Annotated in this window: 21 protein-coding genes; 8 read left to right on the forward strand and 13 right to left on the reverse strand. The window is 74.1% G+C overall.

Annotated elements, in window-relative coordinates:
* The first annotated feature begins 17 nt into the window (after positions 1-17).
* The 3 genes from AB0G08_RS02845 (at position 18) to AB0G08_RS02855 (ending at position 4,438) form a co-directional block, all read left to right on the forward strand.
* On the forward strand, positions 18-1,961 hold the full coding sequence (locus AB0G08_RS02845) for an amylo-alpha-1,6-glucosidase (RefSeq protein ID WP_358082176.1): 1,944 nt from the start codon (positions 18-20) through the stop codon (positions 1,959-1,961).
* 138 nt (positions 1,962-2,099) lie between these two features.
* Positions 2,100-3,428, forward strand: a complete 1,329-nt coding sequence (locus AB0G08_RS02850) for a glycosyltransferase family 4 protein (protein WP_358082178.1) — start codon at positions 2,100-2,102, stop codon at positions 3,426-3,428.
* 200 nt (positions 3,429-3,628) lie between these two features.
* Positions 3,629-4,438, forward strand: a complete 810-nt coding sequence (locus tag AB0G08_RS02855) for a metal-dependent hydrolase (RefSeq protein ID WP_358082182.1) — start codon at positions 3,629-3,631, stop codon at positions 4,436-4,438.
* Positions 4,439-4,456: 18 nt separating this feature from the next.
* Here the strand turns inward: AB0G08_RS02855 and AB0G08_RS02860 are convergent, their stop codons facing one another.
* The 4 genes from AB0G08_RS02860 to AB0G08_RS02875 all read right to left on the reverse strand — a co-directional run bounded on the left by AB0G08_RS02860 (position 4,457) and on the right by AB0G08_RS02875 (position 7,757).
* On the reverse strand, positions 4,457-5,521 hold the full coding sequence (locus AB0G08_RS02860) for a phosphotransferase (protein ID WP_358082186.1): 1,065 nt from the start codon (positions 5,519-5,521) through the stop codon (positions 4,457-4,459).
* Positions 5,518-6,045 (reverse strand): hypothetical protein, encoded by a 528-nt coding sequence (locus AB0G08_RS02865; RefSeq protein WP_358082188.1) that lies wholly within the window; start codon positions 6,043-6,045, stop codon positions 5,518-5,520. The genes AB0G08_RS02860 and AB0G08_RS02865 overlap by 4 nt, the downstream gene beginning before the upstream one ends.
* A gap of 110 nt (positions 6,046-6,155) precedes the next feature.
* On the reverse strand, positions 6,156-6,749 hold the full coding sequence (locus AB0G08_RS02870; protein WP_358082191.1) for a nucleotidyltransferase family protein: 594 nt from the start codon (positions 6,747-6,749) through the stop codon (positions 6,156-6,158).
* Positions 6,750-6,944: 195 nt separating this feature from the next.
* Positions 6,945-7,757 carry an NAD(P)H-binding protein gene (locus AB0G08_RS02875; RefSeq protein ID WP_358082195.1) on the reverse strand — a complete coding sequence of 271 codons (813 nt, stop codon included), beginning with the start codon at positions 7,755-7,757 and terminating at the stop codon, positions 6,945-6,947.
* 81 nt (positions 7,758-7,838) lie between these two features.
* Between AB0G08_RS02875 and AB0G08_RS02880 the strand changes: the two genes are divergently transcribed.
* On the forward strand, positions 7,839-8,252 hold the full coding sequence (locus AB0G08_RS02880; protein WP_358082198.1) for a helix-turn-helix domain-containing protein: 414 nt from the start codon (positions 7,839-7,841) through the stop codon (positions 8,250-8,252).
* A 16-nt stretch (positions 8,253-8,268) separates the two neighbouring features.
* Here the strand turns inward: AB0G08_RS02880 and AB0G08_RS02885 are convergent, their stop codons facing one another.
* Positions 8,269-9,972, reverse strand: coding sequence for a bifunctional 3'-5' exonuclease/DNA polymerase (locus AB0G08_RS02885; RefSeq protein ID WP_358082201.1), 1,704 nt, complete (start codon positions 9,970-9,972; stop codon positions 8,269-8,271).
* Between the two features lie 119 nt (positions 9,973-10,091).
* On the opposite strand from AB0G08_RS02885, the gene AB0G08_RS02890 reads away from it, so the two are divergent.
* Positions 10,092-11,969, forward strand: a complete 1,878-nt coding sequence (locus tag AB0G08_RS02890) for an ABC transporter ATP-binding protein (protein ID WP_358082204.1) — start codon at positions 10,092-10,094, stop codon at positions 11,967-11,969.
* Complete coding sequence (locus AB0G08_RS02895) at positions 11,966-13,696, forward strand: ABC transporter ATP-binding protein (RefSeq protein WP_358082207.1); 1,731 nt, start codon at positions 11,966-11,968, stop codon at positions 13,694-13,696. Before AB0G08_RS02890 ends, AB0G08_RS02895 begins: the two co-directional genes overlap by 4 nt.
* A 10-nt stretch (positions 13,697-13,706) precedes the next feature.
* On the opposite strand, the gene AB0G08_RS02900 is transcribed toward AB0G08_RS02895, so the two are convergent.
* From AB0G08_RS02900 to AB0G08_RS02920, 5 genes are read right to left on the reverse strand one after another with little or no spacing between them, the layout of a single operon-like run.
* The gene (locus AB0G08_RS02900) at positions 13,707-14,633 is read right to left on the reverse strand and encodes a carbohydrate ABC transporter permease (RefSeq protein WP_358082210.1); all 927 of its coding nucleotides are present in this window, start codon (positions 14,631-14,633) and stop codon (positions 13,707-13,709) included.
* Entirely contained in the window at positions 14,633-15,541 is a 909-nt protein-coding gene (locus AB0G08_RS02905) for a sugar ABC transporter permease (RefSeq protein WP_334606514.1), read from the reverse strand. Before AB0G08_RS02905 ends, AB0G08_RS02900 begins: the two co-directional genes overlap by 1 nt.
* A 15-nt stretch (positions 15,542-15,556) precedes the next feature.
* Positions 15,557-16,993, reverse strand: coding sequence for an N-acetylglucosamine/diacetylchitobiose ABC transporter substrate-binding protein (ngcE, locus tag AB0G08_RS02910; protein ID WP_358082213.1), 1,437 nt, complete (start codon positions 16,991-16,993; stop codon positions 15,557-15,559).
* Between the two features lie 26 nt (positions 16,994-17,019).
* On the reverse strand, positions 17,020-17,769 hold the full coding sequence (locus AB0G08_RS02915; RefSeq protein WP_357881406.1) for an SIS domain-containing protein: 750 nt from the start codon (positions 17,767-17,769) through the stop codon (positions 17,020-17,022).
* Positions 17,766-18,728, reverse strand: a complete 963-nt coding sequence (locus tag AB0G08_RS02920; RefSeq protein WP_358082215.1) for a MurR/RpiR family transcriptional regulator — start codon at positions 18,726-18,728, stop codon at positions 17,766-17,768. Before AB0G08_RS02920 ends, AB0G08_RS02915 begins: the two co-directional genes overlap by 4 nt.
* A gap of 191 nt (positions 18,729-18,919) precedes the next feature.
* Between AB0G08_RS02920 and AB0G08_RS02925 the strand changes: the two genes are divergently transcribed.
* Positions 18,920-19,909, forward strand: a complete 990-nt coding sequence (locus AB0G08_RS02925; RefSeq protein ID WP_358082218.1) for a BadF/BadG/BcrA/BcrD ATPase family protein — start codon at positions 18,920-18,922, stop codon at positions 19,907-19,909.
* A gap of 588 nt (positions 19,910-20,497) precedes the next feature.
* Here the strand turns inward: AB0G08_RS02925 and AB0G08_RS02930 are convergent.
* The 3 genes from AB0G08_RS02930 to ngcE (AB0G08_RS02940) all read right to left on the reverse strand — a co-directional run bounded on the left by AB0G08_RS02930 (position 20,498) and on the right by ngcE (AB0G08_RS02940) (position 23,801).
* On the reverse strand, positions 20,498-21,247 hold the full coding sequence (locus AB0G08_RS02930; protein ID WP_358082247.1) for a carbohydrate ABC transporter permease: 750 nt from the start codon (positions 21,245-21,247) through the stop codon (positions 20,498-20,500).
* A gap of 152 nt (positions 21,248-21,399) precedes the next feature.
* Positions 21,400-22,308, reverse strand: coding sequence for a sugar ABC transporter permease (locus AB0G08_RS02935; protein WP_358082221.1), 909 nt, complete (start codon positions 22,306-22,308; stop codon positions 21,400-21,402).
* A gap of 74 nt (positions 22,309-22,382) precedes the next feature.
* On the reverse strand, positions 22,383-23,801 hold the full coding sequence (ngcE, locus tag AB0G08_RS02940) for an N-acetylglucosamine/diacetylchitobiose ABC transporter substrate-binding protein (RefSeq protein ID WP_358082224.1): 1,419 nt from the start codon (positions 23,799-23,801) through the stop codon (positions 22,383-22,385).
* 195 nt (positions 23,802-23,996) lie between these two features.
* Between ngcE (AB0G08_RS02940) and AB0G08_RS02945 the strand changes: the two genes are divergently transcribed.
* Positions 23,997-25,275 (forward strand): acyltransferase (locus tag AB0G08_RS02945; RefSeq protein ID WP_358082226.1); only part of this gene is annotated, 1,279 nt, incomplete at its 3' end.

Below are 25,275 nucleotides of genomic sequence, written 5' to 3' on the forward strand. Positions count from 1 at the left end.
CCGCCGGTGGAGGAAAGTTGATCGACATTCGCTTCGGTCCGCAGGTCTGCGGCGACCTGAGCGGCGGCGCCGCCCGGGAGTGGCTGGTCACCGACGGTCTCGGCGGCTACGCCACCGGCACGGTGAGCGGGCTGCGCACCCGCCGGTACCACGGCCTGCTCGTGGTGGCCGGCGATACGCCGGCGTCCCGCCGGGTGGGACTGGTCGGCCTGGACCCGGCCGTGCTGTTCCCCTCCGGCGCCCGGGTGCGCCTGGGCGCGCACGAGTGGGCCTCCGGCGACGTCGACCCGCGTGGCTTCGAGCTGCTGGAGCGGTTCGAGCTCACCGACGGCCTGCCCCGGTGGCGCTGGCGCGTCGGCGACGTGGTGATCGAGCGGGAGCTGGCGATGACGCACGGTCGCTCCTGCGTGGCCGTGGTGCACCGGCTGGTCTCCGGCGGGCCGGTGCGCCTCGACCTGGCGGCCGTCTGCACCTGGCGGGACGCGCACGGCGAGCGCCGCGCCGACGGCCCGGCCCCACGGGTGGAGCCGGTGCCGGGCGGGGCGGTGGTCGAGGGTGCGTTCCGGCTCGCCGGGCCGGACTGGACCCCGCAGGGGCAGTGGTGGCTCGGCGCGCACCACCGGGAGGAGGCGGCGCGGGGCCTGAACCCCGACGAGGACCTCTGGTACGCGGGCCGGTTCTCCGGCGGCCTGGAGCGCCCGGGCGACACGGTGTCGGTGCTCGCCTGGGCCGGCGAGCTGGCCGAGGAGCCGCCCCCGGCGACCGAGGTGGTCGCGGCGGCCCGGGCCCGCAACCGGCGGGTGGTGGCCGCGGCGAAGCCGGCCAACCCGGTCGAGGCGACGCTCGCGCTGGCCGCCGACGCGTTCGTGGTCGGCACGGCCACCGGGCCGGACGTGGTGGCCGGCTACCCGTGGTTCGGCGCCTGGTCGCGGGACACGATGATCTCCTACGAGGGGCTGTTCCTCTGCACGAACCGGGCCGACGAGGGCCGGGAGCTGCTGCGGGCGTACGCGGCGACGCTGTCGGAGGGAATGCTCGCCAACACCGCCGACACCGGGCGGGTGGAGTACAACACCGTCGACGCCACCCTGTGGTTCCTGCACGCGGTCAGCCGGCACGTCACCGTCACCGGCGACACCGACCTCGGCGACGAGCTGCTGCCCGCGCTGCACGGGGTGGTCGACGCGCACCTGGCCGGCACCCGGTTCGGCATCGCCGTCGACCCGGCCGACGGGCTGCTCACCCAGGGCGGCACCCCGGGCACGGCGCTGACCTGGATGGACGCCCGGGTGTACGGGGTGCCGGTGACCCCGCGCACGGGCAAGCCCGTGGAGGTCAACGCGCTCTGGGTCAACGGGCTGGCCGGCCTGGCCGAGCTGACCGAACTCGCGGGGCGGGACGCGGGCGAGCTGTGGCGACTGCACGAGCGGGCCCGCGCCGCGTTCCGGGACCGGTTCCCGGCCCCGACGGGCTGGCTGCACGACGTGGTGGACGCGCCCGCGCCGGCGTACCCGCTGGGTGGGGCCGCGCACCACGACGACGACCTGCTCCGCCCCAACCAGCTGCTGGCCTGGTCGCTGCCGTACGCCCCGCTGGAGCCCGACGAGCCCACCCTGCGCCGCGTCGCCGGCGGGCTGCTCACCCCGCTGGGCCCGCGCAGCCTCTCCCCCGACTCGCCCGAGTTCGTCGGGCGGCACCGGGGCGGTCCGGCCGAGCGGGACGGCGCCTACCACCAGGGCACCGTCTGGCCCTGGCTGCTCGGCCCGTACGCCGACGCCGCCCGGCGGGCCAAGATGCCGGTCGATGATCTTTTCGTCGGCATCGAGGCCCATCTGACCGAATACGGCCTGGGATCGGTGAGTGAGACGGCCGACGGCCTCGCGCCGCACGCCGCCACCGGATGCCCGTTCCAGGCGTGGTCGGTCGCCGAGCTGCTGCGCGCCCGCAGGAATGGCCGGTAGCGCTTTACACGACCGCAACGGCGTCGTCTCCGCTGGTTAGCCAGCCACCAGCAGGATGGTTCCCGATCCAGTCGCGACCGTCACGGGCACCGCTCCCGTGCCGTCGGCGCGCACTCGGGACAACTCAAAGGGGGCCGCATGTCGCCTGACGCCGACGTGATCGACATCCATCCCGCCCGGCCGCAGCGGGTGCTGATGCTCTCCTGGGAGTACCCGCCGGTCCTGGTCGGCGGCCTCGGCCGGCACGTGCACGCCCTCTCGGTCGCCCTGGCCGCCGCCGGGCACGAGGTCACCGTCGTCACCCGGCACAGCGAGGGCGCCCCCCTGGAGGAGTACGCCGACGGCGTCCGCATCGTCCGCGCCGCCGAGGACCCCGTCACCTTCCCCCTGGCCACCTCCTCCCTGCTCGCCTGGACCATGGCGTTCAACCACACCCTCACCCGCGCCGCGCTGCGCGCCACCGAGGCCGGCTCCTACGACGTCATCCACGCCCACGACTGGCTCGTCGCGCACACCGCGACGACCCTGCGCGAGCACCTCGACCTGCCCCTGGTGACCACCATCCACGCCACCGAGGCCGGCCGGCACCAGGGCTGGCTGCCGGAGGAGATGAACCGCACCATCCACGGCGTCGAACACTGGCTGAGCAACGCCTCCGCCCGGGTGATCGCCTGCTCCGGCTACATGCGCGACCAGGTCACCACGCTCTTCGACGTGCCGGCCGGGCAGATCGACGTGGTGCCCAACGGCGTCGACGACCGGGCCTGGCGCGCCCGGCCGGGGGCGGTCACCGCCGCCCGGGCCCGGTTCGCCGGCGACGGCCCGCTCGTCGGGTACGCCGGCCGGCTGGTCTACGAGAAGGGCGTGCAGCACCTGGTGCGCGCCGTGCCGTACCTGCGCGACCGGCACCCCGGGCTGCGGGTGGTGATCGCGGGCGACGGCCCCTACCGCGCCGAGTTGGAGGAGGAGACCCGCCGCCTCGCGCTCGGGCAGACCGTACGCTTCGCGGGCTTCCTGGACTCGACCCGGCTCCCGGCGCTGCTCGGCGCCACCGACGCGACAGTGGTGCCGAGCCTCTACGAGCCGTTCGGGATGGTGGCCCTGGAGGCCGCCGCGGCCGGCGCGCCGCTGGCCGTGGCCCGCACCGGCGGCCTCGCGGAGATCGTCGAGCCGGGCGTGACCGGGGTGACCTTCCCGCACAGCGATCCGAACGCCCTCGGCGAGGCGGTCGACCAGCTCCTCGGCGACGAGGTCTTCGCCAGGCGGGTGGCCCGGCGGGCGCGCACGATGGTCGGCCAGCGGTACGGCTGGGCGACGATCGCCGCCCGGACCGCCGGCACCTACGCGACGGCGTGCCGCGAGCACGGCCCGACGCAGGCCCGACGCGCCGCCGCCCGGCTGGGCGGGGCCCGCCAGAAGATCACCATCCCCGAGGGGAACCTGCTCGCCGTCGGCGGCGCCTGCTGAGCGGCCCGAGCCGCCTGCGCAGTCCGGTGGCCGACAGACCGGCCCCGCCCGCCGCCCGGCGACGGCATACTTCCTGCCGGTGACCCACCCCTCCCCGCCACCGTCCCCGGTGGACCGTCCGGGCGATGCCCCTGCGCCGCACCGGCAAACTACAGTGGCGTAGTTTTGGCGCTCAAGATCCCTGGGGAGGGTGAGCCGACATGATGGGACCGTCCCACGCGCTGTCCGGCGCGGCGGTGTGGCTGGCCGGGTCCTGGGCGCTGCAACAATTCGCCGACTACCACCAGTCCCCGCTGGAACTCGCCGTGGGCACCGCGGTGTGTGCCGGTGGGGCGCTCTTCCCCGACCTCGACCTGTCCGGCAAGGTGACCCGCAACCAGGGCGGGGCGACCGTCGCCCGCACCTTCGGCGTGTTCTCGCTCTTCATCGCCGAGGTGATGGAGAAGGTCTCGCTCGGGGTCTACTACGCGACGAAGCTCAGCAAGGATCCGCGCCGCAACAACGGCCACCGGACGCTGACCCACACCATCCCGTTCACCCTGCTGGTCGGCTGGGGCACCACCACGCTCTGCGCCGCGTACGGCAAGTGGGCGGTCATCGGCATCCTGTTCTTCATGTTCGGCCTGGCGCTGCGGGGCCTGTTCGACAGGTGGGCGGAACGCGCCGGCTGGGTCATCGTGACCCTCGCGTCGGCCGCCGCCGCCTGGTACACCTTCGCCAACCTGCCCGGCGGCCGGGGCTACCCGCTGATCGGCACCGCCGTCGGGGTGGGCTGCTTCGTGCACATCCTCGGCGACATGATCACCCGGGCCGGGGTGCCCATCCTCTGGCCCATCCCGATCAAGCGTCGGATGTGGACGCCGATCGGGCTGCCGAACAAGATCGCCCTGCGGGCCGGCAGCAAGACCGAGGTGGTGGTCGTCCGGGCCGTACTGACCGCGATCTCGGTGCTCGCGGCGGCCGGGCTGGTCGCCCCGTCGGTGCTGCAACGCTTCAACATCGACGTCTGACGGCCTTCCCGTTCCCGGTCAGCCCAGCGCCTCGGCGGCCCAGCGGGCCAGCAGCTCCAGCACGGGCCGGCGGCCCGCCATCATGCCGGCCTCGTCGCGCGCGTCGTAGGTCTGGCTGATGGCGGAGCGGCCCAGCCGACCGAGCATCATCGGCGCCAGCCAGAAGTACTTGGCCGCACCGGTGAGCCGGACGGCCCGGGCCACCACCTCCGGCGCGACGGCGCCGCGCAGCCCCTCGGCGTACCGGTCGACCACGATGGCGGCAGCCTCGTCGAGCAGCGCGACGTCGACCAGCCCGTCGAGGAAGGTGTCCAGCACCAGGTTCGCCGCGTCCTCGCCGACCGGCCCCGGGCCGACGCCGGACCAGTCCAGCAGGACCGGGCCGCCGGCGGTGAACACCAGGTTCATCGGCCAGCAGTCGTGGTGGCAGAGCGTGCGGGGCAGCCGGTCGGTGGCGGCGAGCACCTCGTGCCGCCGCTCCCACAGCACCCGCAGCGCGTCGCGCAGGGGGCGCGGCCAGGCGGCGACGGCGACCGGGTGCTCCCACGGCACCGGCGCGGCCACCGGCCGGCTCAGCGTGTAGTCGCGCAGCCAGTCGCGCGCCAGCCAGTTTGGCGGGCGACCGCCGCCCGCCAGTTGCCGCGCCTCGGGGTCGCCGAGCCGGCGGGCGTGCCCGGCGCCGAGCCGGACGGCCACCTCGCCCAGATCGGCGGGCGTGCAGGCGACGCCCGGCCGGCCGACCGCCTCGGACAGCCACAGCGCCACCGAGCCGTCCGGCCGGTCGTCGACCGCCAGCGCCGTCGGCGCGGCCAGCCCGGCGTCGGCGTACGCGGCGGCGGCCAGGCCGCTGCGGTACGCCTCGACCTCGCGGCGCCAGTAGTTCCAGTGCCCCGGCTCGTCGCTGCCGGCCCAGTGCGCCGGCCCGGGGCGGCCCGGCGGGGTGACCAGCTTCAGCACGGCCGGCCGGCCGTCGCGGCGGGTACGCCAGATGCCGCCGGTTACCCCGTTGAGGATGTTGTGGGTGAGCTGCTCGGCCGGCACGTCGGCGGGGACGAGGTCGGTCGGCGGGCGGGACGCGGTCACGGGACCCCAGCGCCGCCGGGACGGTCCACCGGGGACGCGGGCGGAGCGAGCGGGGCCGGCGGGCCGGGGCGGCGCCAGCGGGCCAGCCACCCGGTCGCCGCCCGTGTCCCCCGCACCACGGCCGCGTGGGCCACTACCGGGCAGAGCACGACCGCCGTCGTAAGGGACCAGGCCAGCGCCGCGTCGGCGACGACCGCCCCGGTGACGGCCGCGATGCCGGCGACGTACAGGCCGACGAGGAACACGGCCACCCCGCAGGCCGCCAGCGTGCGGGCGAACGCGCCACGGCGGGCGAGGGCGACGTCGCCGATGACGACCGCCGGCACCACCACGAGCAGCACCAGGACGGCACCCGGCAGGGCGGCGTCCAGCACCATGAAGGGCCTGGCCAGTGGCCCGCCCGGGCCGGCGTCGGCGACCAGGGCCAACGCGAGCCGCGCCAGGAGGCCGACCCACCCCTCGGCGACGTACACCAGCCAGGCGGCGGCCGCCCCGGCGACGTGCCGGGTCATCGTGCCGATCATCGGCGGGCCTCCCCGTTTCCGGCGGCCCACCAGCCGGCCGGCGTCGCGCGCGGCGACGGGTGCCGCGCCCCGCCGACGCTAGCGGAGGGACCGGCCGCCGTGGGGGCGGGTCAGACGCCGACGCGCTGGGGCGGGACGGTCAGCCCGTAGAGCGCCATCAGTTCCGGGGTGTCGACCCGGCTGCCGTCGGCCACCGAGTCGCAGGCGATGTCGACGATCTGGTCCTTGTGCGCCAGCAGGTACGGCCGGGCGCCCACGTCCGCGCTGGCCAGGGTGGCGATGCCGGACCAGTGCCGGCGTCCGAACAGCATCGGGTAGCCGCGCAGCCCGTCGTAGGTGGCGCAGACCAGCACGTCGGGGTACGGCAGCGCGACCACCCGGCGCACGGCGGCGGCGGTCAGGCCGGGCATGTCGACCGGCACCACCACGACCGCCTCGATGCCCTCGTCGTCGAGCGCGGCCAGGCCGGCCCGGATGGACGAGCCGACGCCGGTCCCCCACGCCCTGTTGATCACCACCGTGGCCCGGCTCAGGTCCGCCGTCTCGCGGACCTGGTCGGCCGCGGCCCCGAGCACGACCACGATCCGCTCGCAGCCCGCCTCGGTCATCGTGTCGATCATCTGGTTCACCAGGGGCTTCTTTCCCTGGTGCAGCAGTGCCTCCGGGCCGCCGATGCGACGCCCCCCGCCCGCGGCGATGATCATTCCTGCGATCCGGTTCAGCTGGGCCCCCTCCACCGTGGAGCGGGCCGTGGCGCGAGGACACGGCCCGCTCCGTCGTACGGACATCGGGAGCAACGAGGACAAGGCGGACCGGGTAGCGGGGCGAAAAGGGAAAATAGTGCAACTGTTACCGGGGCGGAACCTTCCCGGGCCGCGCGCGGGAGGCTGTGCGGACGGTCAGGACGGCGCCCCGGCGGCGGCGACCGCGACCGGCATCGGGTCGCGGGGCGGACGCGACAGCAGGCGCGCCAGGTCGCCGTGGGTCTGCGCGAGGAACCCGGCCGCCGTGGCGGAGTAGATGGACATGAGCATCGCCGGCTGGAACGGCAGCAGGCCCGGGCCCGCCAGCGCGGCACGCCGCTCGCCCAGCGACACCGGGCGGTAGGGCACCCCCAGCTCGGCGGCGAGGCCCGCCGCGGTGAGCGCGACGGGCCCCGTCAGCTCGTACGTGCGGCCGCGGTGTTCGGCGGGGTCGGCGGCGACCCGTACGGCGGCATCGGCCAGGTCCTGCCGGGCCACCGCCGCCAGCGCCCCCGCGCCGAACGGGGCCGTGACCGCCCCGCCGACCGGGGCGGCCAGCTGGCCGAACAGTTCGGCGTAGAGCCCGTTGCGCAGGATCGTCCAGCCCAGCCGGCTCTCCCGCAGCCGGCGCTCCGTCCACCGGTGCGCGAGCGCGAAGGCCAGGTGGTCGCCGGCGCCGACCAGGCTCGTGTAGACCACGTGCGCCACCCCGTGCCGCTCCGCGGCCGCGATCACCCGGTCGTGGCGGGCGAGGACGACGTCGTCCTCGCCGTATCCGGCGGAGACCAGCACCAGCACACGTACGCCCGCCAGGTCCGGCCCCGCCGGGTCGTCGAAGTCCACGGCCCGCCCGGCGTCGCCGAAGCGACCGGGGGTACGGGTGCCGGCGAGCGGGGCGAGGCCCCGCTCGGCCAGCCCGGCGTGGATGAGGGAACCCAGGTGCCCGGAGGCGCCGGTGACCAGCAGCATGAGACGAGCCTTTCGGTGGTACCGGATCGGAACTAGCCTCATCGTCGGGAACCACGGCAGCGGCCACAAGGAGGCACTTCGATGTCGGCAGGGCACACGGCGGTAACCGACGCGCTCGAACCGTGCGGGCTGCCCGAGCACCCGGACTGCGGGATCCGCGACGTGCTCGACCGCATCGGCGACAAGTGGTCGGTGCTCGCGATCGTCGAGCTCTCCTCCGGCGTCCGGCGGTTCCGGGAGCTGCAACGGGCCATCGACGGCATCTCGCAGCGGATGCTCACCCTGACCCTGCGCCGCCTGGAGCGCGACGGCCTGGTGCTGCGCACCGCGTACCCGACCGTCCCGGTGACCGTCACCTACGAGCTGACCGCGCGCGGCAGGAGCCTGACCCACCTGGTCCGGCAGCTGGCCGACTGGTCGCTGGCGCACAAGGACGCCATCGCCGAGTCGCGGCGCGCGTGGGACACCGTCAACCCCGCAGCCGGCGTCTCCTGACCGGGGGCGGGAGCCGTCACGCCGCGTCGGCGTAGCAGTCGACGACCGACAGGTCCAGCGGGAAGCGGACCGGGGTGTCGCCGAAGAGCAGCGCGGCGGCCTGCTCGCCGCACCGGGTGACCGCCTCGGCGACCGCGTCGGCCCGCTCCGCCGGGCAGTGCACGACCACCTCGTCATGCTGGAAGAAGACCAGCTCGCCGCCGGTGCCGGCGAGCCGGCCGCGCAGGGTCGCCAGCAGGGTCGAGGCCCACTCGGCGGCGGTGGCCTGGATGACGAAGTTGCGGGTGAACCGCCCCCGGGACCGGGCCGCCCGCGCCCGCGGCGACTGCGGATCGCCGCCGCCGTCGGGGAGGTCGGCGTCGGGGTCGCCGAACCCGGCGGTGCCGGGCGGGCAGGTGCGCCCCAGCCAGGAGCGCACCAGCCCGCCGGCCTCCCCCGTGCGGGCGGCCGCCTCCACGTAGCCGAAGGCCGTCGGGTAGTTGCGCCGCAGCACCGCCAGCGCCGGCACGGCCGCCCCGCCGGTCTGCCCGTACATCGCGCCGAGCAGCGCCACCTTGGCCCGGGGCCGGTCGCCGCCGAAGGCGTCCTGGGCGAGGGCGGCGTAGAGGTCGCCGGCGCCACCGGCGGCGGCGAGCCGGGCGTCGCCGGAGACCGCGGCGAGCACCCTCGGCTCCAGCTGGCCGGCGTCGGCGACCACGAACCGCCAGCCCGGATCGGCCACCACCGCCCGGCGGATCACCTTGGGGATCTGCAACGCGCCGCCGCCCCGGGTCGCCCAGCGGCCGGAGACGACCCCGCCCGGGACGTACTCCGGCTGGAACCGGCCGTCGCGCACCCAGGCGTCGCGCCAGGCCCAGCCGTGCGCCGTCCAGATCCGGTAGAGCTCCTTGTATTCCAGGACCAGCGGCACCGCCGGGTGGTCCACCCCGCGCAGCACCCAGGCCCGGGTGTTGGGCAGTTCCACGCCGGCCCGGGCGAACGCCCGCAACAGCTCCGCCGGGGAGTCGGCGTGCAACTGGCGTACGCCGAACGCGTCGGCGATCCGCGCGGCCAGCTCGGCCAGCCGGCGGGGCGGGCCGCCCACCGGCGACGGCTCGCCGAGCAGCTCGGCGAGGAGCTCGTCGTGCACGTCGGCCCGCCAGGGCAGCCCGGCGGCGCCCATCTCCACCGCGATCAGCGCGCCGGCCGACTCGGCGGCGACCAGCAGCCGGAACCGGCCGGGCTGCCCGGTCGCCGCGATCCGGGCGAGCTGGTCGGCGTACACCCGGGTCAGCGCCTCGACGCCGGGACCCGGCGGGCCGGGCAGCGCGTCGAAGAGCGCGCCCTGCCCGTGGCCGGGCGGCGGGGCCGGGCGGGGCGGCGGGTCGGCCGGCACCGGCGCTCCGGTGAGCCGGGCCCAGGCCGCGGCGAGCGAGCGGGGTTCTCCCCACCGGCCGGCGTGACCGAGCAGCAGGGCCTCGGTCAGCTCCACGTCGTGGCAGCGCTCGACCCGCGCCCCGGCGCGCAGCAGCGCCGGGTAGACCGTCGCGCAGGAGGCCCACACCCAGCGCGGGTGGTCCGCCGCCTCGCGCGCCGCGACGGCGGCGGCCAGGTCGGCGACCGGCTGCACCGGACCGGTCGGGCGCCCGGCGGCGTCGAGGGGCCGCAGCGCTCCCCCACCCCGCTCGTCCGAGACCACCGCCACCAGCACGGACGTGATTCTGCCTCGCCCCTGCGACACTTCACCCGCCAACCGCCGCCGCGCCCGGGGCGGGTCGGCCGCGACCATCGGCGACGACACAGCGGCAGGCGGTGGGAACGGGGCGGTGCGGCGGTGCCCCGGCTCGGTAGCGTGGGCCGGTGCCACCACGCATCCCCCATCCCGAGCCCGGCAATCCGGACACCAGGGGGCCGCTGCGGTACCTGTGGTGGCTGGTCCGCTGCCAGCCGTGGCGGGTGCTGCGCGGCAGCCTGCTCGGCACGGCCTGGATGACCGGCCTGTCGGTCCGGCCCTACCTGATCTCCCGCGCCGTGGACGACGGACTGCGCACCGGCGACACCCGGGTCCTGGCCCTGTGGGTGACGGCGATCGTCGTCGCCGGCGCCGGGCTGTCCTGGCTGGGCATCATGCGGCACCGCACGATGACCTTCATCCGGGAGGACGCGAAGGCACGCTCCGCCGCCGTGGTGCTCCGCCAGCTCTCCCGGGTCGGCGCCGTGCTGCCGCGCCGGGCCGCGGCGGGCGAGGTGGCCACGGTCGGCGGCACCGACATCGACCGGGCGGCGCTGGTGATGACGGTGACCGGGCCCGGCGTCGGCGCGGTGGTCGCCTACCTCGTCGTCGCCGTCGTGCTCTGGTCGATCTCGCCCCTGCTCGCGCTCTGCGTGCTGGTGGGCGTGCCGTCGGTCGTCCTGGTCGTCGCTCCCCTGCTGCGCCGGCTGGAGCGGGCGGAGTCGGTCTACCGGCAGCAGCAGGGTGAGCTGACCGCCCGGTCGGGCGACATCGTGGCCGGGCTGCGCGTGCTCGCCGGGGTGGGTGGCCGGGGCCTGTTCGCCCGCCGGTACGCGGCCCGCTCCCGCGACCTGCTCGCCGAGGGCTACCGGGTCGGCGCCGTGAACAGCTGGATCGACGCGGCGACGGTGGCCGTCCCCGGGCTGTTCCTCGCGGCGGTGGTGTGGCTGTCGGCCCGGATGACGGTCACCGGCGACATCAGCGTCGGGGAGCTGGTCGCGGTCTACGGCTACGCCGCGACGCTCGTCGTGCCGGTCTGGTTCCTGCTGGAGGGCGGCCACCAGCTGATCCGGGGCCGGGTCGCGGCCCGCCGGATCGTCGCCCTGCTCGCCGTCACGCCGGACGACGTCGGCGGGCCGCGCAACACGCCGGCCCGCCCCGGCGCGGCGACGGTCCCCGGCAGCCGGCAGCCGGCGGGCCCCGCCGGCCCGGTCCCGCCCCCCGCCGGCCCCGCCGGCCCGGTCCCCGCCGGCCCGGTCGCGGCCGGCCCGGTTCCACTCCCCACCGGCCCGGTCGCGGCCCCCGTCGGTCCCGCCGACCTGCACGACCCGTCGAGCGGGCTGACCGTCCGGACCGGCCGCCTCACCGCGGTGGCCGCCGCCGACCCGACGGACGCCCTCGCGCTGGCCGACCGGCTCGGCCGGTACACCGTCAGCGACGCCACCTGGGGTGGCATGCCGCTGACCGGCGTCGGACTGGAGCAGGTGCGGGCCCGCATCCTGGTCGCCGACCACGACGCCTACCTGTTCGCCGGGACGCTGCGGGACGTGCTGCGCGGGGCCCGGCCCGACGGCGACCGCGAGCGGTTCGCCGCCGCCCTGCACGACGCGTCGGCCGAGGACGTCGTCGACGCCCTGCCGCGCGGGCTCGACACCCCGCTGGACACCCGCGCCCGCTCCCTCTCCGGCGGCCAGCGGCAACGGGTCCGGCTGGCCCGGGCGTTGCTGGCCGAACCGGAGGTGCTGATCCTCGTCGAGCCGACCTCGGCGGTGGACGCGCACACCGAGGCGCGGATCGCCGAGCGGCTGCGCCACGCGCGGGCCGGCCGGACCACCGTCGTGCTCACCACCTCGCCACTGCTGCTGGGCCGGGCCGACGAGGTCGCGCACCTGGTCGCGGGGCGGGTCACCGCCACCGGCGCCCACGCCGACCTGCTCGACCGGGACCCGGGCTACCGGCGGCTCGTGGCCCGTGGCGACGCCGACGCCGAGCAGGCGCTGCGGTGAGCGGGCTGCCGGTCGCCGACCGGGCCACCGTGCGCCGGGCGACGCGCCAGCTGATCGCCCGGGACCGGCGCGCCGTCGCGGTCGTGCTGGCGCTGCACGGTACCTCGACGGTCGCGGGGCTCGCCCCGCCGTGGCTGCTCGGCACCATCGTCGACCGGGTCTCCGCCGGGGCCGGCGTCGCCACCGTCGACCGGCTCGCCCTGGCGATCGGCGCGGCCGTGCTGGTCCAGGCGCTGCTGTCGCGGTACGCGCGCTACGCCGGCCACCGCTTCGGCGAGCGCGCCGTGGCCCGGCTGCGCGAGGAGTTCGTCGAGCGGACGCTGAACCTGCCCGTCGGCGTCGTCGAGCGCGCCGGCTCCGGGGACCTCGCGACCCGCAGCTCGGTCGACGTGGCGACGGTCGGCACCACCGTCCGGGACGTGGTGCCCACCATCGTCGTCGCCTCGGTGCAGCTGACACTGCTGTTCGGGGCGGTGTTCCTGCTGCACCCGCTGCTCGGGCTGGCCGCGCTCGCCGGGCTGCCGACGATCGCGCTGGTGACCCGGTGGTACCTGCGGCGGGCCAGCCCGGCGTACCTGGCCGAGGGGGCGGCCGCCGCCGAGCTGACCGAGACGCTGACGACCACCGCGGAGGGCGCCCGTACGGTCGAGGCGTTCCGCCTCGCCGACGAACGGATCGGGCACGGCACCGCGCGCATCGCCCGGGTCTGGGGCGCCCGGCGGGCGACCCTGGCGCTGCGTACCGTGTTCTTCACCGTGGTGGAGGCCAGCTACCCGCTGCCCGTGGCCGCGCTGCTGCTGGTCGGTGGGCTCCTGCTCACGCGGGGCGAGGTGTCCCTCGGCGCGGTGGTCACCGCGACGCTCTACCTGCAACAGGCGATCGAGCCGCTGGACCGGATCCTCCAGTGGACGGAGCAGGCGCAGCGCGGCTTCGCCTCGTTCGCCCGGGTGCTCGGCGTCGGCCAGGTGCCGCCGGAGCGGCCCGGCCGGGCCGCCGCGCCGGTGGACGAGCGGCTGGTCGTCCGGGGCGCCCGGTTCGCGTACGGCGGCGGACCCGACGTGCTGCACGGCATCGACCTCCAGGTGCGGCCCGGCGAGCGGTTGGCGCTCGTCGGGCCGTCGGGGGCCGGGAAGTCGACCCTGGCGCGGCTGCTCGCCGGGATCGACGCGCCCCGGGAGGGGGTCGTCAGCGTCGGCGGCTGCCCGGTGACCGATCTGGACCCGGCCGAGCGCCGGCGGCGCATCGCCCTGGTCACCCAGGAGCACCATGTCTTCATCGGCTCGCTACGCGACAACCTCGCGTTCGCCGCCCCGGACGCCTCCGACGACCGGATGCGCGCGGCGTTGGCCACGGTCGGCGCCGACTGGTACGCCCGCCTGCCCGACGGCCTCGACACCCTCCTCGGCGACGGGGCGCACCAGCTCGGGGCGGCCGAGGCCCAGCAGCTCGCGCTGGCCCGGCTGGTGCTCGCCGACCCGCACACGCTGATCCTCGACGAGGCGACCGCCGCCCTCGACCCGACCACCGCCCGGCGCACCGAGCGGGCCCTGGCCGCCCTGCTCACCGGGCGGACAGTCATCGCGATCGCGCACCGCCTCAACACCGCCCACGACGCCGACCGGGTGGCGGTGCTGGAGGGGGGCCGGATCACCGAGCTCGGCAGTCACGACGAGCTGGTCCGGGCCGACGGCCCGTACGCCGCCCTGTGGCGCTCCTGGCATCCCTGACCCGACCGGGTCACTTCACCGCGCCGGAGGTGAGGCCGGACTGGATCTGGCGCTGGAAGATCGCGTACACGACGATCATCGGGAGGATGGCGATGGTCAGGGCGGCGAAGAGGCCGGACCAGTCCGCCTCGTAGCCGGCGTTCACCGAGATGTCCGCGATGCCCTGGGTGAGCACCCACTTGTCCTTGGCGTTGGAGAGCAGCACGAGCGGCAGCTGGTACTGCCCCCACTGGCCGATGATGTTGAAGATCCCGACGCTGATCAGGCCCGGCTTCGCCATCGGCATCATCACCTGGAAGAAGAGCCGGGTGTGCGAGCAGCCGTCGATCATCCCCGCCTCGGCGACCGACGACGGCAGCGTCTTGAAGAACGCGGCCAGGAAGAACACCGTGAACGGCAGCGAGTAGGCGATGTAGACCAGCACCACCCCGGTGTGGGTGTCCAGCAGTCCCAGGTTCTTCACCACGAAGAAGAGCGGCACCAGGGCGAGGAAGACCGGGAAGGCCAGCCCCGAGACGAACAGGTAGTAGATCGCCCGGTTGCCCCAGAACTTGTAGCGCGCCAGCACGTACGCGGCCATCGAGCCGAGCAGCATGGTGCCGAAGGTGCTGCACGCCACCACGATCACGCTGTTGAGGAAGTAGCGCCCGACGTTGGCCTTGTTCCACGCCCGGGCGTAGTTCTCGAATCGCAGCTCCCCCGGCAGGGTCCACGGGCTGCTGAAGATCTCCGTGGTGTTCTTGAACGAGGCGAGGAAGGTCCAGAGGATCGGCACGATCACGATCACCGCCCAGACCGCGAGCGCCACGTGCCCGAGGGTGGAGAGGAGCCGCACCTCCCGTCGGCCCCTGCCGCCGCGCCCACCCGCGGCTCCCGGCTTCACGGTCTTCGGCGGTAGCGCCGCCGGTGTCGGCGGCAGCGTCGTCTGCGGGTTCATCAGTACTCCACGCTTTCCCGCTTGGTCAGCCGCAGCGTCAACGCCGCGAACGTGAGGGTGAGGAAGAACAGCGCCACGCCCATGGCCGAGGCGTAGCCGTACTTCGAGTAGACGAAGGCGTTGCGGTAGATCTCCATCGCCAGCACGGTGGTCGCGCCGTCCGGGCCGCCGCCGTCCACCGAGAGCACCGAGACGATGGCGAACGCGTCGAACGCGGCGATGCCCAGGTAGACCCAGGCGACCTGGAGGGTGTCCCAGAGCAGCGGCAGGGTGACCCGGAAGAAGAGCGTCACCCGGCTCGCCCCGTCCACCTCGGCGGCCTCGTAGATCTCGCCGGGGATGGAGGCCATGCCCGCCGAGAAGAGCACCACGTAGAAGCCGACCGCCTGCCAGACCAGCACGCCGATGATCGACCAGAGCGCCAGGTTCGGTCGGACCAGGAAGAGCACCGGATCGAAGCCGAGCTTCATCAGCACGCCGTTGATCAGGCCGGACTCGTTGGGCCGGTAGACCATCTGGAACAGCACCGCGATGATGGCCACCGCCAGGACCTGGGGGAAGAAGAACACCACCCGGTAGAACTTCGACCCCCAGACCCCCTGGCGTTGCCCGCCGCTGCTCTTGCCGCCCACGTTGAGCAGGAACGAGAAGAACAGCGCGATGGCGATGGTGATCAGCGGCAGGGCAAGCAGCAGTACGCCGTGGTGCTGGACCGCCTTCCAGAAGTTGTCGTCGTCGAACAACCTCCGGAAGTTGTCGAAGCCCACCCACTGCGGGGCCGAGAGCCCTCGCCAGTTGGTCATCGAGATCTGGAACGCCTGCGCGTACGGCGCGATGACGAAGACCACGTACAGCGTGACCGGGACGAAGAGGAACCCGATCACGAACGGATACTTGCCGTGCCGCATGACCTCACGCTCCGATCAGCGCTTGAACTTGGCGATGGAGCTGTCCTTCTTGATCGCGTCGGCGCGCTTCTGGATCCGCTCCACGAAGGCGTCCGCCTTGATCCGGCCGAACATCAGCTCGTTGGTGGCCGTGCGGGCCTCCGTGTCGAGCTCCTTGTACCAGCCGTCGAAGTAAAGGTTGAACACGTCCTGGCCAGCGGCCTTGAGCGCGGCCTGCGAGCTGGCCACGCCGGGCGGGAAGGCGTAGCCCTCCGAGCCGGCGGTGACCACCGTCGGGGCCTTGACCACCTCGGTGAAGCCCTTCGCGCCGGCCACCGAGAGCATCTGGCGCATGTACTCCAGGCCACCCTTGGGGTTCTTGCTCTTGGCCGAGACGAAGTAGCCCTCACCGGCGGTCGCCCGCAGCGCCGTGCCCGGCAGCTTGTCCGAGGCGGACAGGCTCGGCACCGGCATCAGCTGGTACTCGAAGCCGGACGGCGTGTCCTTCTTCTGCTCGCCCTCCAGCCAGTCCCCGCTGGGGTAGAAGGCCAGCTTGTACTGGTTCTGGCGCAGCTGCACGTCGGTGTGCTTGAGCCCCTCGAAGCTCTTGTCGACGTACTTGGCGCCGATCTCGGCCCACGCCTCGGCGGCCTGCTTGACCGCGTCCTGCTGCCAGGCGCCGTCCTCCAGGTTGTCGATGTTCTTCAGCACGTCCGTGCCGCCGATCTTCGCCGCGTGGGTGAGGATCACGTTCCACTGGTAGTACGCGGCGTTCGCCCCGGCGTAGCCGTACGGGGTGATGCCCTTGGCCTTGATCTGGTCGAGCAGGGTGGTGAACTCCGACCAGTTCTTCGCCGGCGCCCAGCCGTTGTCCTTGAACAGCTTGCCCGAGTACCAGATGCCGAAGACGGTGGAGACGTAGTACAGGACGTACGGCTTGCCGTTGAACGAACCGGCCTCGACGGTGCCCGGCACCACGGTGTCGCGGACCTTCTTGTTGGGGTCGTCGACCGACGGGGCGTCCCACAGCTCGGTGAGGTCCATCAGCTGGCCGTCGGCGACCAGGGAGCCGAAGTCGATCAGCTTCTCGCCGGAGTTGTTGACGAACTCCGGCGGGTTGCCCGAGGCGAACCGCGGCTGGAGCACCGTGGACACGGCCTGGGTCGACTGGTGCTTGATCTCGGCCTTCGGGAACGCCTTCTTGTACAGCGGCTGGTGCACGTCGGTGGCGTACTTCTCGCCGTAGCCACCGTTGAAGATGACCACCTCGATCGGCGCGTCCTCGGCGACGCCGAGCGGGTTGGTGGCGCTCTTGGTGCCGCCGGCGACCTGCTCGTTCTTCTCGTCGCCGCCGCTGGTCGCGCAGGCGCTCAGCAGGCCGGCGGCGGGGGTGGCGAGCAGGCCCACCGCGGCGGCCCGACGCAGCACGGTCCGGCGGCTCAGGTCGGCCGGGTTGTCGGGGGTAATCGACATCGTCGTCTCTCCTTGTGGTGTTCGGGTCAGGCGGTCCGCCGGAGGCGCCCGGCGTACCGCGACTCGAGGGCGTGGTTGTGCTCGTCCCCGCCGGGGACGTTGGCGGAGAGGTAGATAGGGGGTACCTCCCCGGCCTGGTGGAACCGTCGTACGACCTCGGCGGTCAGCAGCTGCGCCAGCAGCGCCGCGGTGACCGAGGAGACCGCACAGACCGCGCCGCCGCCCTCGAGCGGCAGCAGTGCGTCGCCGTACGGCGCGCCGTTGTCCAGCACGACGTCGGCGAGGTCGGCGAGGCGCCGGCCGGACGGGTGCCGCGGGGCGACCCGTGCGGTGTGCGCGACCGAGGTGACCGCGATCAGCGGATGGCCGCGGCCGGTGACCAGCGTCGCCAGCTCGACCACCGAGCCGTTGATGCCGGACTGGGACGCCACCACGAACACGTCCCGCGGCTGCGGGGCCGCCAGCGCGTAGAGCTGGTGGGCGACGGCGGGGTCGCGCTCCAGCTTCGGGTCGGCGAGCACGTCGCGCGGGGCGTCGCCGTGCAGCACCAGGTCGTGCAGGGAGAGCCGGTTGGTGGGCACCAGGCCGCCGGCCCGGGCGACCAGCTCAGCGGCGAACGCCTCGGAGTGGCCGGCGCCGAACGCCTGGAGCACCCCGCCGGCGCGCAGGCTGGCGGTGATCAGGTCGGCGGCGGCGCCGATGCCGTCGGCGCTGGCGTCGACGAGCCGGTCGAGCACCGGCCGGACGGCGTCGGCGTACCCCTGGGCACTGATCATGCGGTGGCCCCCTTCGCGGCCTTGTGCCCGTCGACGGCCTGGGCGGTACGCCGGAAGGCCGCGTGGGCGCGGTCGTGGGTGCGCTGGGCGACGGCGATGTAGAGCAGGTCGAGCACGACCAGCTGCGGGTGCCGGGCGGACAGCGCGTCGGGGCGGAAGGTGGTGGCCTGGCTGGCGGTGAGCAGCACGATGTCGGCCAGCTCGGCCAGCGGCGAGCGCGGGAACCCGGTCAGCGCCACGGTGGTCGCGCCCCGGCTGCCCGCCTCGGCGAGCATCTCGATGGTCTCCCGGGTCTGGCCGGTGTGCGAGATGCCGAGCGCCACGTCGCCCTGACGCAGCAGGGCCGCGCTGGCGAGGCCCTCGTGCACGTCGTTCCAGGCCCAGGCCGCTACCCCGATGCGGTGCAGGCTGAACTGCATCTCCTCGCCGACCAGTGCGCTGCCGCTGGCGCCGAAGATGTTCACCCGGGACGCCCCGGCGATGGCGACGGCGGCCCGCTCCACCTCGGCGAGGTCGAGCAGCGCGGCGGTGTCGTGCATGGCGCGGGTGTCGGCGGCCATGATCTGGTCGAGCACCCGGGAGAGGGGGTCGCTCGGCTGGATCTCGCGTCCGATGTCGACGGTCCAGCCCGCCGAGCGGGCCCGGCCGGTCTCCGCGGCGATGCCGAGTCGCAGGTCGGCGTAGCCCTCGAAGCCCATCGCGCGGCAGAACCGGGTGATCGTGGCCGGGGAGGTGCCGCTGCGCTCGGCCAGCTCCACGATCGTCGCCCGGGCGGCGGCCTCAGGGTCGCTGAGCACGTGCTCGGCGACGCGGCGCAGTGCCCCCGTCAGCTCGCCCGCGCCGGCCCGGACCCGCGCCAGCACGCCCTCGGAGCCGACCCCGAGCGCCCCCCGCCGGTCGACCGCGCCGGCGTCGACCACCGCGGTCCCCGCGGAGGCGTCCACCTCGTGATCAACCATGGGGCACCTTTCGGAAAAGACTGTTAACTGTTAGTGGTAAAAGTTCTTACTAAAGGCCCCTCCGTGTCAAGGCCGTGGTCGAAGTTTTCAAACTGTTACCTGGCGCACAGCCCGGGAACCCGTCCGCCCCTTGCCCGGCGCCGCCGGGCCGACCAGCATGAACGCGGCGTCGATCGGAGGGGTGGGTGCGGATGTCCGACAGCGTCGTGGTCGGCCTCGACGTCGGGGGTACGTCCACCCGGGCGACCGCCCTGGCCCTGGACGGGCGGCGGCTGGGCAGCGGACGGGCGGGCGGCGGCAACCCCACCAGCCACGGCGCCGAGCGGGCCGCCGGCGAACTCCTGGCCGCCCTGCGGGAGGCGCTCACCGACGTCGATCCCGCCCGGGTGCGCGGCGGCACGATCGGGCTGGCCGGGGCGGGCCGGCTGCTCGCGGACCCGGCGGGCCGCGACGCCTTCGACCGGGCCTGGCGTGACGCCGGCCTGCGCTGCCCGTACGCGGTGCACGGCGACGCGCTGGTCGCGTACGCCTCGGGCACCGCCAGCCCCGACGGCACGGTGCTCATCGCCGGCACCGGGGCGATCGCCGCCGGCGTCCGGGGGCTACACCTGGACCGGGTCGCCGACGGTCACGGCTGGCTGCTCGGCGACGCGGGCTCGGGCTTCTGGTTGGGCCGGGAGGCGGTCCGCCGGCTGCTCGCCGACCTCGACCGAGGGCACGCGCCGGGCCGGCTGGCGAGCGTGGTGCTCACCGAACTGCTCGGCTCCGCCGACGTGGCGGCCCGCCCCCGCGACACCGTCGACGCCCTGGTCCAGGCGGTGACCCGGCGGCCGCCCGTGGAACTGGCCCGGCTCGCGCCCCTGGTGGTCGCCGCCGCCGTCGACGGCGAGCCGGTCGCCGGCGGGCTGATCGACGAGGCCGCGGCGCACCTGGCGGAGAGCGCGGCACGGATCCGCCCGGCCGGCGACGCCTCCCCGATCGTGTTCGGCGGCGGCCTGCTGACCGGCGACACCCCGCTCGCCGCGGCGGTGCGGGCGGAGGTCGGCCGGCAGTGGCCGGACGCCCCGCTGCACTCGGCGGGCGACGGCGCGGCCGCGGCGGCCTGGCTCGCCGCCCGGGACCTGCCCGAGGTGACGGATCCGCAGGCCCTGCACGCCCTGCTGGTCCCGCCGCCCTGCTGACCTAACCGACCGCTGAGCGGGCAGGCCCGACCGACGCGAGCCGAGCGAGCCGAGCCGCGGGGCGGCCGGCGCCCCGGGAGGGCTTGCGCCGCGCTGGCGTCACCTCGCGGGGCTCAGGGTTGCCGCAACGCCGGCCTGCCATACGCCGCGGGGAGAACGACCAGCCTCAGGTCGGGCCCAGGGGCACCTGGCATCCCGCCGCTGTCGAGCTGCCCCGTCCATGGGACCGGCCTCGATCCGTGGGTATTCGCGCGCAATGGCCGGTTCGCATACCCCGGGCCGCACGCCCGGACCGGCGTCGCTGGCGTTCTGCTTCGGGGCCGACGCCTGGGCGTGGCACGCCCGGATGGAACACCCGAACAGGACTCGGCCAGGACGCCGGACGCAAACCGCGGTGCGGGGACGCCGGGCCGGTGGGTGGTCCGACAGACGGGGCAGCTCGACAGCGTCCGCCGTACACCACCGGCGCCACCGCCCCGCCGGGCCTGCGGCCCGTCAGCCCGGCGGGAGGGCGGCGATCAGGATCGGTCTCGACGGGCTGGTCGAGACCGGCGAGCCACACGATCAGGCGGCACGATCAGGCGGGGATCACTTGAGCTGGCCGGCGGTCAGGCCGGACTGGACCTGGCGCTGGAAGAGGATGTAGACCAGCAGCACCGGGACCACCGCGATGGTGAGGCCGGCGAAGAGCTGCGCGTAGTCGCCGGCGTAGCCCTGGTTGACCGAGAGCGCGGCGAGCCCCTGGGCGAGCACCCACTTGGACTCGTCGCCCTGCATGAGCACCTGGGGCAGCAGGAACTGGTTCCAGTGCTGGAGGAAGTTGAAGATGGCGACGCTGATCAGTCCCGGACGCGCCATCGGCAGCATCACCTGGAAGAAGAGCCGGAAGTGGCCACAGCCGTCGACCAGGGCCGCCTCCGCGACGGCGGTGGGAAGGGTACGGAAGAAGGCGGTCAGGAAGAACACCGTGAACGGCAGCGAGTAGGCCGCGTAGACCAGGATCAGCCCGGTCCAGGTGCCGAAGAGGCCGGCGTTGCGCACCACGAAGAACAGCGGCACCAGGGCGAGGAACACGGGGAACATCAGCCCGCCGACGAACAGGTAGTAGACGACCTGCTTGCCCCGGAACTCGTAGCGGGCGAAGACGTACGCGGCGGTGGCGCCCATCAGCATGGTGAGGGTGACCGAGCCGGCGACCACCACCAGGCTGTTGAGGAAGTACTGGCCGATGTGCGCCCCGCTCCAGGCGCGGGACCAGTTGTCGAAGCGCAGCGCGCCGGGGAGCGCCCACGGGTCGGCCAGGATCTCCGCGTTGCTCTTGAACGAGCTGATGAACATCCAGAGCAGCGGCAGTACGGTCAGCGCGCCCCAGAACAGCAGGAAGCCGTGCGACAGCACGTTGGCGACCCCGAGCTCGCGGCGTACCGGGCGGTCGGCGGGGCCGGAGGGCTCGGCGGGCAGCGCCACGGGTGCGGGCTTGTCCAGAGTCGTCACGAGTACTCGATCCTGTCTCGCTTGCTGGCCCGCAGCGCCAGCACCGCCACCGTGAGGGTCAGGAAGAACATCACCACGCCGATCGCCGAGGCGTAGCCGAACTTGGTCTCGCTGCCGAAGGCCGTGTCGTACATCCGCACGCCGATGACGTCGGTGGAGAAGTTGGGGCCGCCGTTGGTCATCAGCTGCACCAGGATGAACCCGTCGAGGGCGAAGATGGCCAGGTAGACCCAGGCCACCTGGACGGTGTCCCAGAGCAGCGGGATGGTCACCTTGCGCAGCGTGGTCAGCCGGGAGGCGCCGTCGAGCATGACCGCCTCGTAGATCTCCTTGGGGATGGCCGACATGGCCGCGCCGAAGAGCACCACGTAGAAGCCGACGTTGCTCCAGATCATCACGGCGAGGACGCACCAGAAGGCGGTCCGCGGGTCGCCGAGCCAGGTGGGCGCGGCGAGGCCGACGCCGTTCAGGGCGCTGGTGAGCAGGCCCTTGTTCGGGTGGTAGACCTCCTTCCACAGCAGCGCGATGATCACGACGGAGAGCACCTGGGGGAAGAAGTAGACCGTGCGGTAGAACGACGAGCCGCGTACCCCACTGACCCCCGCCCGCCCCTTCCGGCCGCCCATGTTGAGCATGGAGGCGAAGAAGAGGCCCAGCACGATCGTCAGCACCGGGACCAGCGCCAGCAGGATCGCGTTGTTCTTCAACGCGTTCCAGACGTAGTCGTCGTTCCACAGCGTCTTGAAGTTCGCCAGCCCGACGGAGTTGGCGTCGGGCGAGTAGCCAAGCCAGTCGGTCGTGGAGATCTGGAACGCCTGCAGGTACGGCGACACGACGAAGATGACGTAGAGCAGCACCGGCGGCACCAGGAAGGTGACGATCAGCGGGTACTTGCCATGTCTCACGATGAGGTCCTACCTCTTCAGCGGCGGCCCGGTGGGGGTGGGGTGGTCCACCCCCACCCCCACCGGCCGGGGTGTCAGGCGGCCCGCTTGTACTTCTTGATCGAGCTGTCCTGGGCGATCGAGTCCGCGCCCTTCTGGCACTGGTCGAGGAACTCCGCCGGGCCGATCCGCCCGCTGAAGAACTCGCCGCACGCGGCGTCGACCAGGTTGCGCTCCAGCTTGCGGTAGTAGTTGTTGTAGACCCAGTTGAAGCCGTTGCTGCCGGACGCGTCCAGCGCCTTCACCACCGTGCTCAGCCCGAACGGCAGCTCGACGCCCTCGCTCGCGCCGGCCACCACGGTCAGGCTGGAGACCTTCTTGGTGAAGTCCTGCGCGCCCTTCTTCGAGAGCATGACCCGGAAGAACTCCAGGCCACCGGCGACGTTCTTGGCCTTCGCCGGGACCATGAACGGCTCGCCGGCGGTGCCCCGGACGGCCTCGAACGGCAGCTTGTCGCCGCTGCCCAGGCTCGGGGTCGGCTGGATGGTCATGTTGAAGCCGGCCGGGGTGACGTCCTTCTGCTCGCTCTCCAGCCAGGAGCCGCAGGAGATGAAGGCGGCCTTGCCCTGGCACCACGCGGTCTGCGACTGCTTGTGGTCGAGGCCGGGCGAGCCCTCGAGGATGAACTTGTCCTTGACGATCTGGTGCCAGGCGTCGGCCGCGGTCTTCATCGCGTCGGACTTCCAGGCGTTGGGCTCCAGGTTGTCGATCGCCGTGGCGACCGAGGGGCCGCCGAGCTTGATCGCGGTGGAGATCAGCGGCCAGCTCATGTAGCGCGGGTGCGCGCCCGCGTACGTCCACGGGGCGATGCCGGCGGCCTTGATCTGCTTGCACAGCGCGATGTGCTCGTCCCAGGTCTTGGCGTACTCCCACTTGCGCTCGGTGAAGAGCTTGGTGGAGTGCCAGATGCCGTAGACGGTGTAGGTGTAGTTCATCACCAGGAACTTGCCGTCGTACGAGCCGACCTCGACCGCGCCCGGCAGCAGGGTGTCCTTGACCGTCTTGCCCGGGATGTCAAGGCTCGGGGCGGCGAGCAGCTCGCCCAGGTCGGCGACGGCGTTCTGCGACACCAGGCCGTTGAAGTCGATCTGGCCGGCGCCGGAGTTGTTGACCACGTCCGGCGGGGTGCCGTCGACGAAGCGCGGCTGGAGGGTCTTGCTGATCTCCTGCGTCGCCGAGTGGTTGATCTTCGCCTTCGGGTACTTCTCGGTGTACATGGCCTCGTGGGCCTTCGCGTACTCCTCGCCGAAGCCGCCGTTGAAGATCACCACCTCGAGGGGCGCATCCTCCTTGACACCGAGCGGGTTCTGCTCGCTCTTGGTGCCCTTGTGGGTGCCGGCGTCGCCCTTGTCGTCGCCACCGCCGCCCGTGGCGCAGCCGGTCAGCAGGCCGGCGGCGGGGGTGGCCAGGAGGCCGGCGGCGGCGGTACGCCGCAGGATGTCACGCCTGTTCATGGTCTCTCCTCGGATCGGTCCGGGCGGCCGCCGGAAGGGGGATGGTGACCGCCGCACGAGGCGCAGGGGGAATTTGTCTTCAGTTCGCAATATCTTGCTGAAGAATTTCTACGGCAGGAGGGCGCGGACTTCAACCCCCGGGGACCGAACCGTTATCAGCACCGGCCAGTCGCCGCCTGGCGTACCCTCGGGGCCATGCGCCGCCTGCGGCAGCTCGCCGCGCGCACCCCCGCTGGTCGGCAACGTTACGTCGACCTGCTCCGGGCGCTCGCCATCGGCATGGTCGTTCTCGGCCACTGGGCGGTCGCCGCGATCGGCGAGGACGCCACCGGCCGCCCGACGGGGCGCTCGGCGCTGCCCGACCTGCCGTGGGCGTACCCGCTCACCTGGGTCGCCCAGGTCATGCCGATCTTCTTCCTGGTCGGCGGGTACGCCAACGCCGCCTCGCTGACCGCCCGCCGGGCCGCCGGCGTCGACGCCACCGCCTGGCTGCTGGACCGGGGCGCCCGGCTGCTGCGCCCCACGAGCGCGCTGCTGCTGGTGATCGCCGGCGGCGCCGCGCTCGCGTCGCTGGTCGGCGTCGAGGCGACGCTGGTGCGTACCGTCGGCTGGTTCGCCACGATCCCGCTCTGGTTCCTCGCCGCCTACCTGATCGTGGTGCCGCTGACCCCGGCGATGCTCGCCCTGCACCGCCGCTTCGGCCTGCTCGTGCCGGCGGCGCTGGCCGCGCTGGTCCTCGCGGGCGACGTGGCGCGGGCGCTGGGCCCGGCCGAGCTGGCGCTGCCGAACTACGTCTTCGGCTGGCTGGCCGTGCACCAGCTCGGCATCGCCTGGCGCGACGCCGACGCCCGGCGTCACGACGCCCACCCCGGTCCACGGGCCGAGTCCGCGCGGGGCGCCCCGGCGCGCCCCGCGGCCGCGCGGGAACGCGGGCTGCCGCTGTCCCGCCGCGCGGGCGCGGCGACGCTGCTGGGCGGGCTGGCGGCGACGGTGTTGCTGACCACCATCGGACCGTACCCGGTGAGCATGCTCAACGTGCCGGGCGAGCGCCTGGACAACGCCGCCCCGCCCAGCCTGGCCCTGCTCACCCTGACCGCCGCCCAGTTCGGGCTGATCCTGCTGCTGCGCGGCCCGGCGGAGCGTTGGCTGCGCCGTTCCCGGCCCTGGCAGGCGGTGATCGCGGTGAACGCGGTCGTGCTCACCGTCTTCCTCTGGCACCTGACCGCCGCGATCCTGCTGGTGGGCGCGCTGGACGCGGCCGGGAAGCTACCGACCCCGCCGGTGGGGTCGGCGGCCTGGCTGGCCTGGCGGGTGCCGTGGGTGCTGATGCTGGCCGTGGTGCTGGCCGCCCTGGTCGCCGTCTTCGGCCCCGTCGAGGCCCGCACCACGGCCAGCTTCAGCACCCACGGCACCCGCCAGGCCAGCCAGGCCGCCGACCCCACCGGCGGGGTCGGTAGCTTCCCGGCCGCGTCCA

Source organism: Micromonospora sp. NPDC023644, from assembly GCF_040640115.1.
Classification (GTDB): domain Bacteria; phylum Actinomycetota; class Actinomycetes; order Mycobacteriales; family Micromonosporaceae; genus Micromonospora.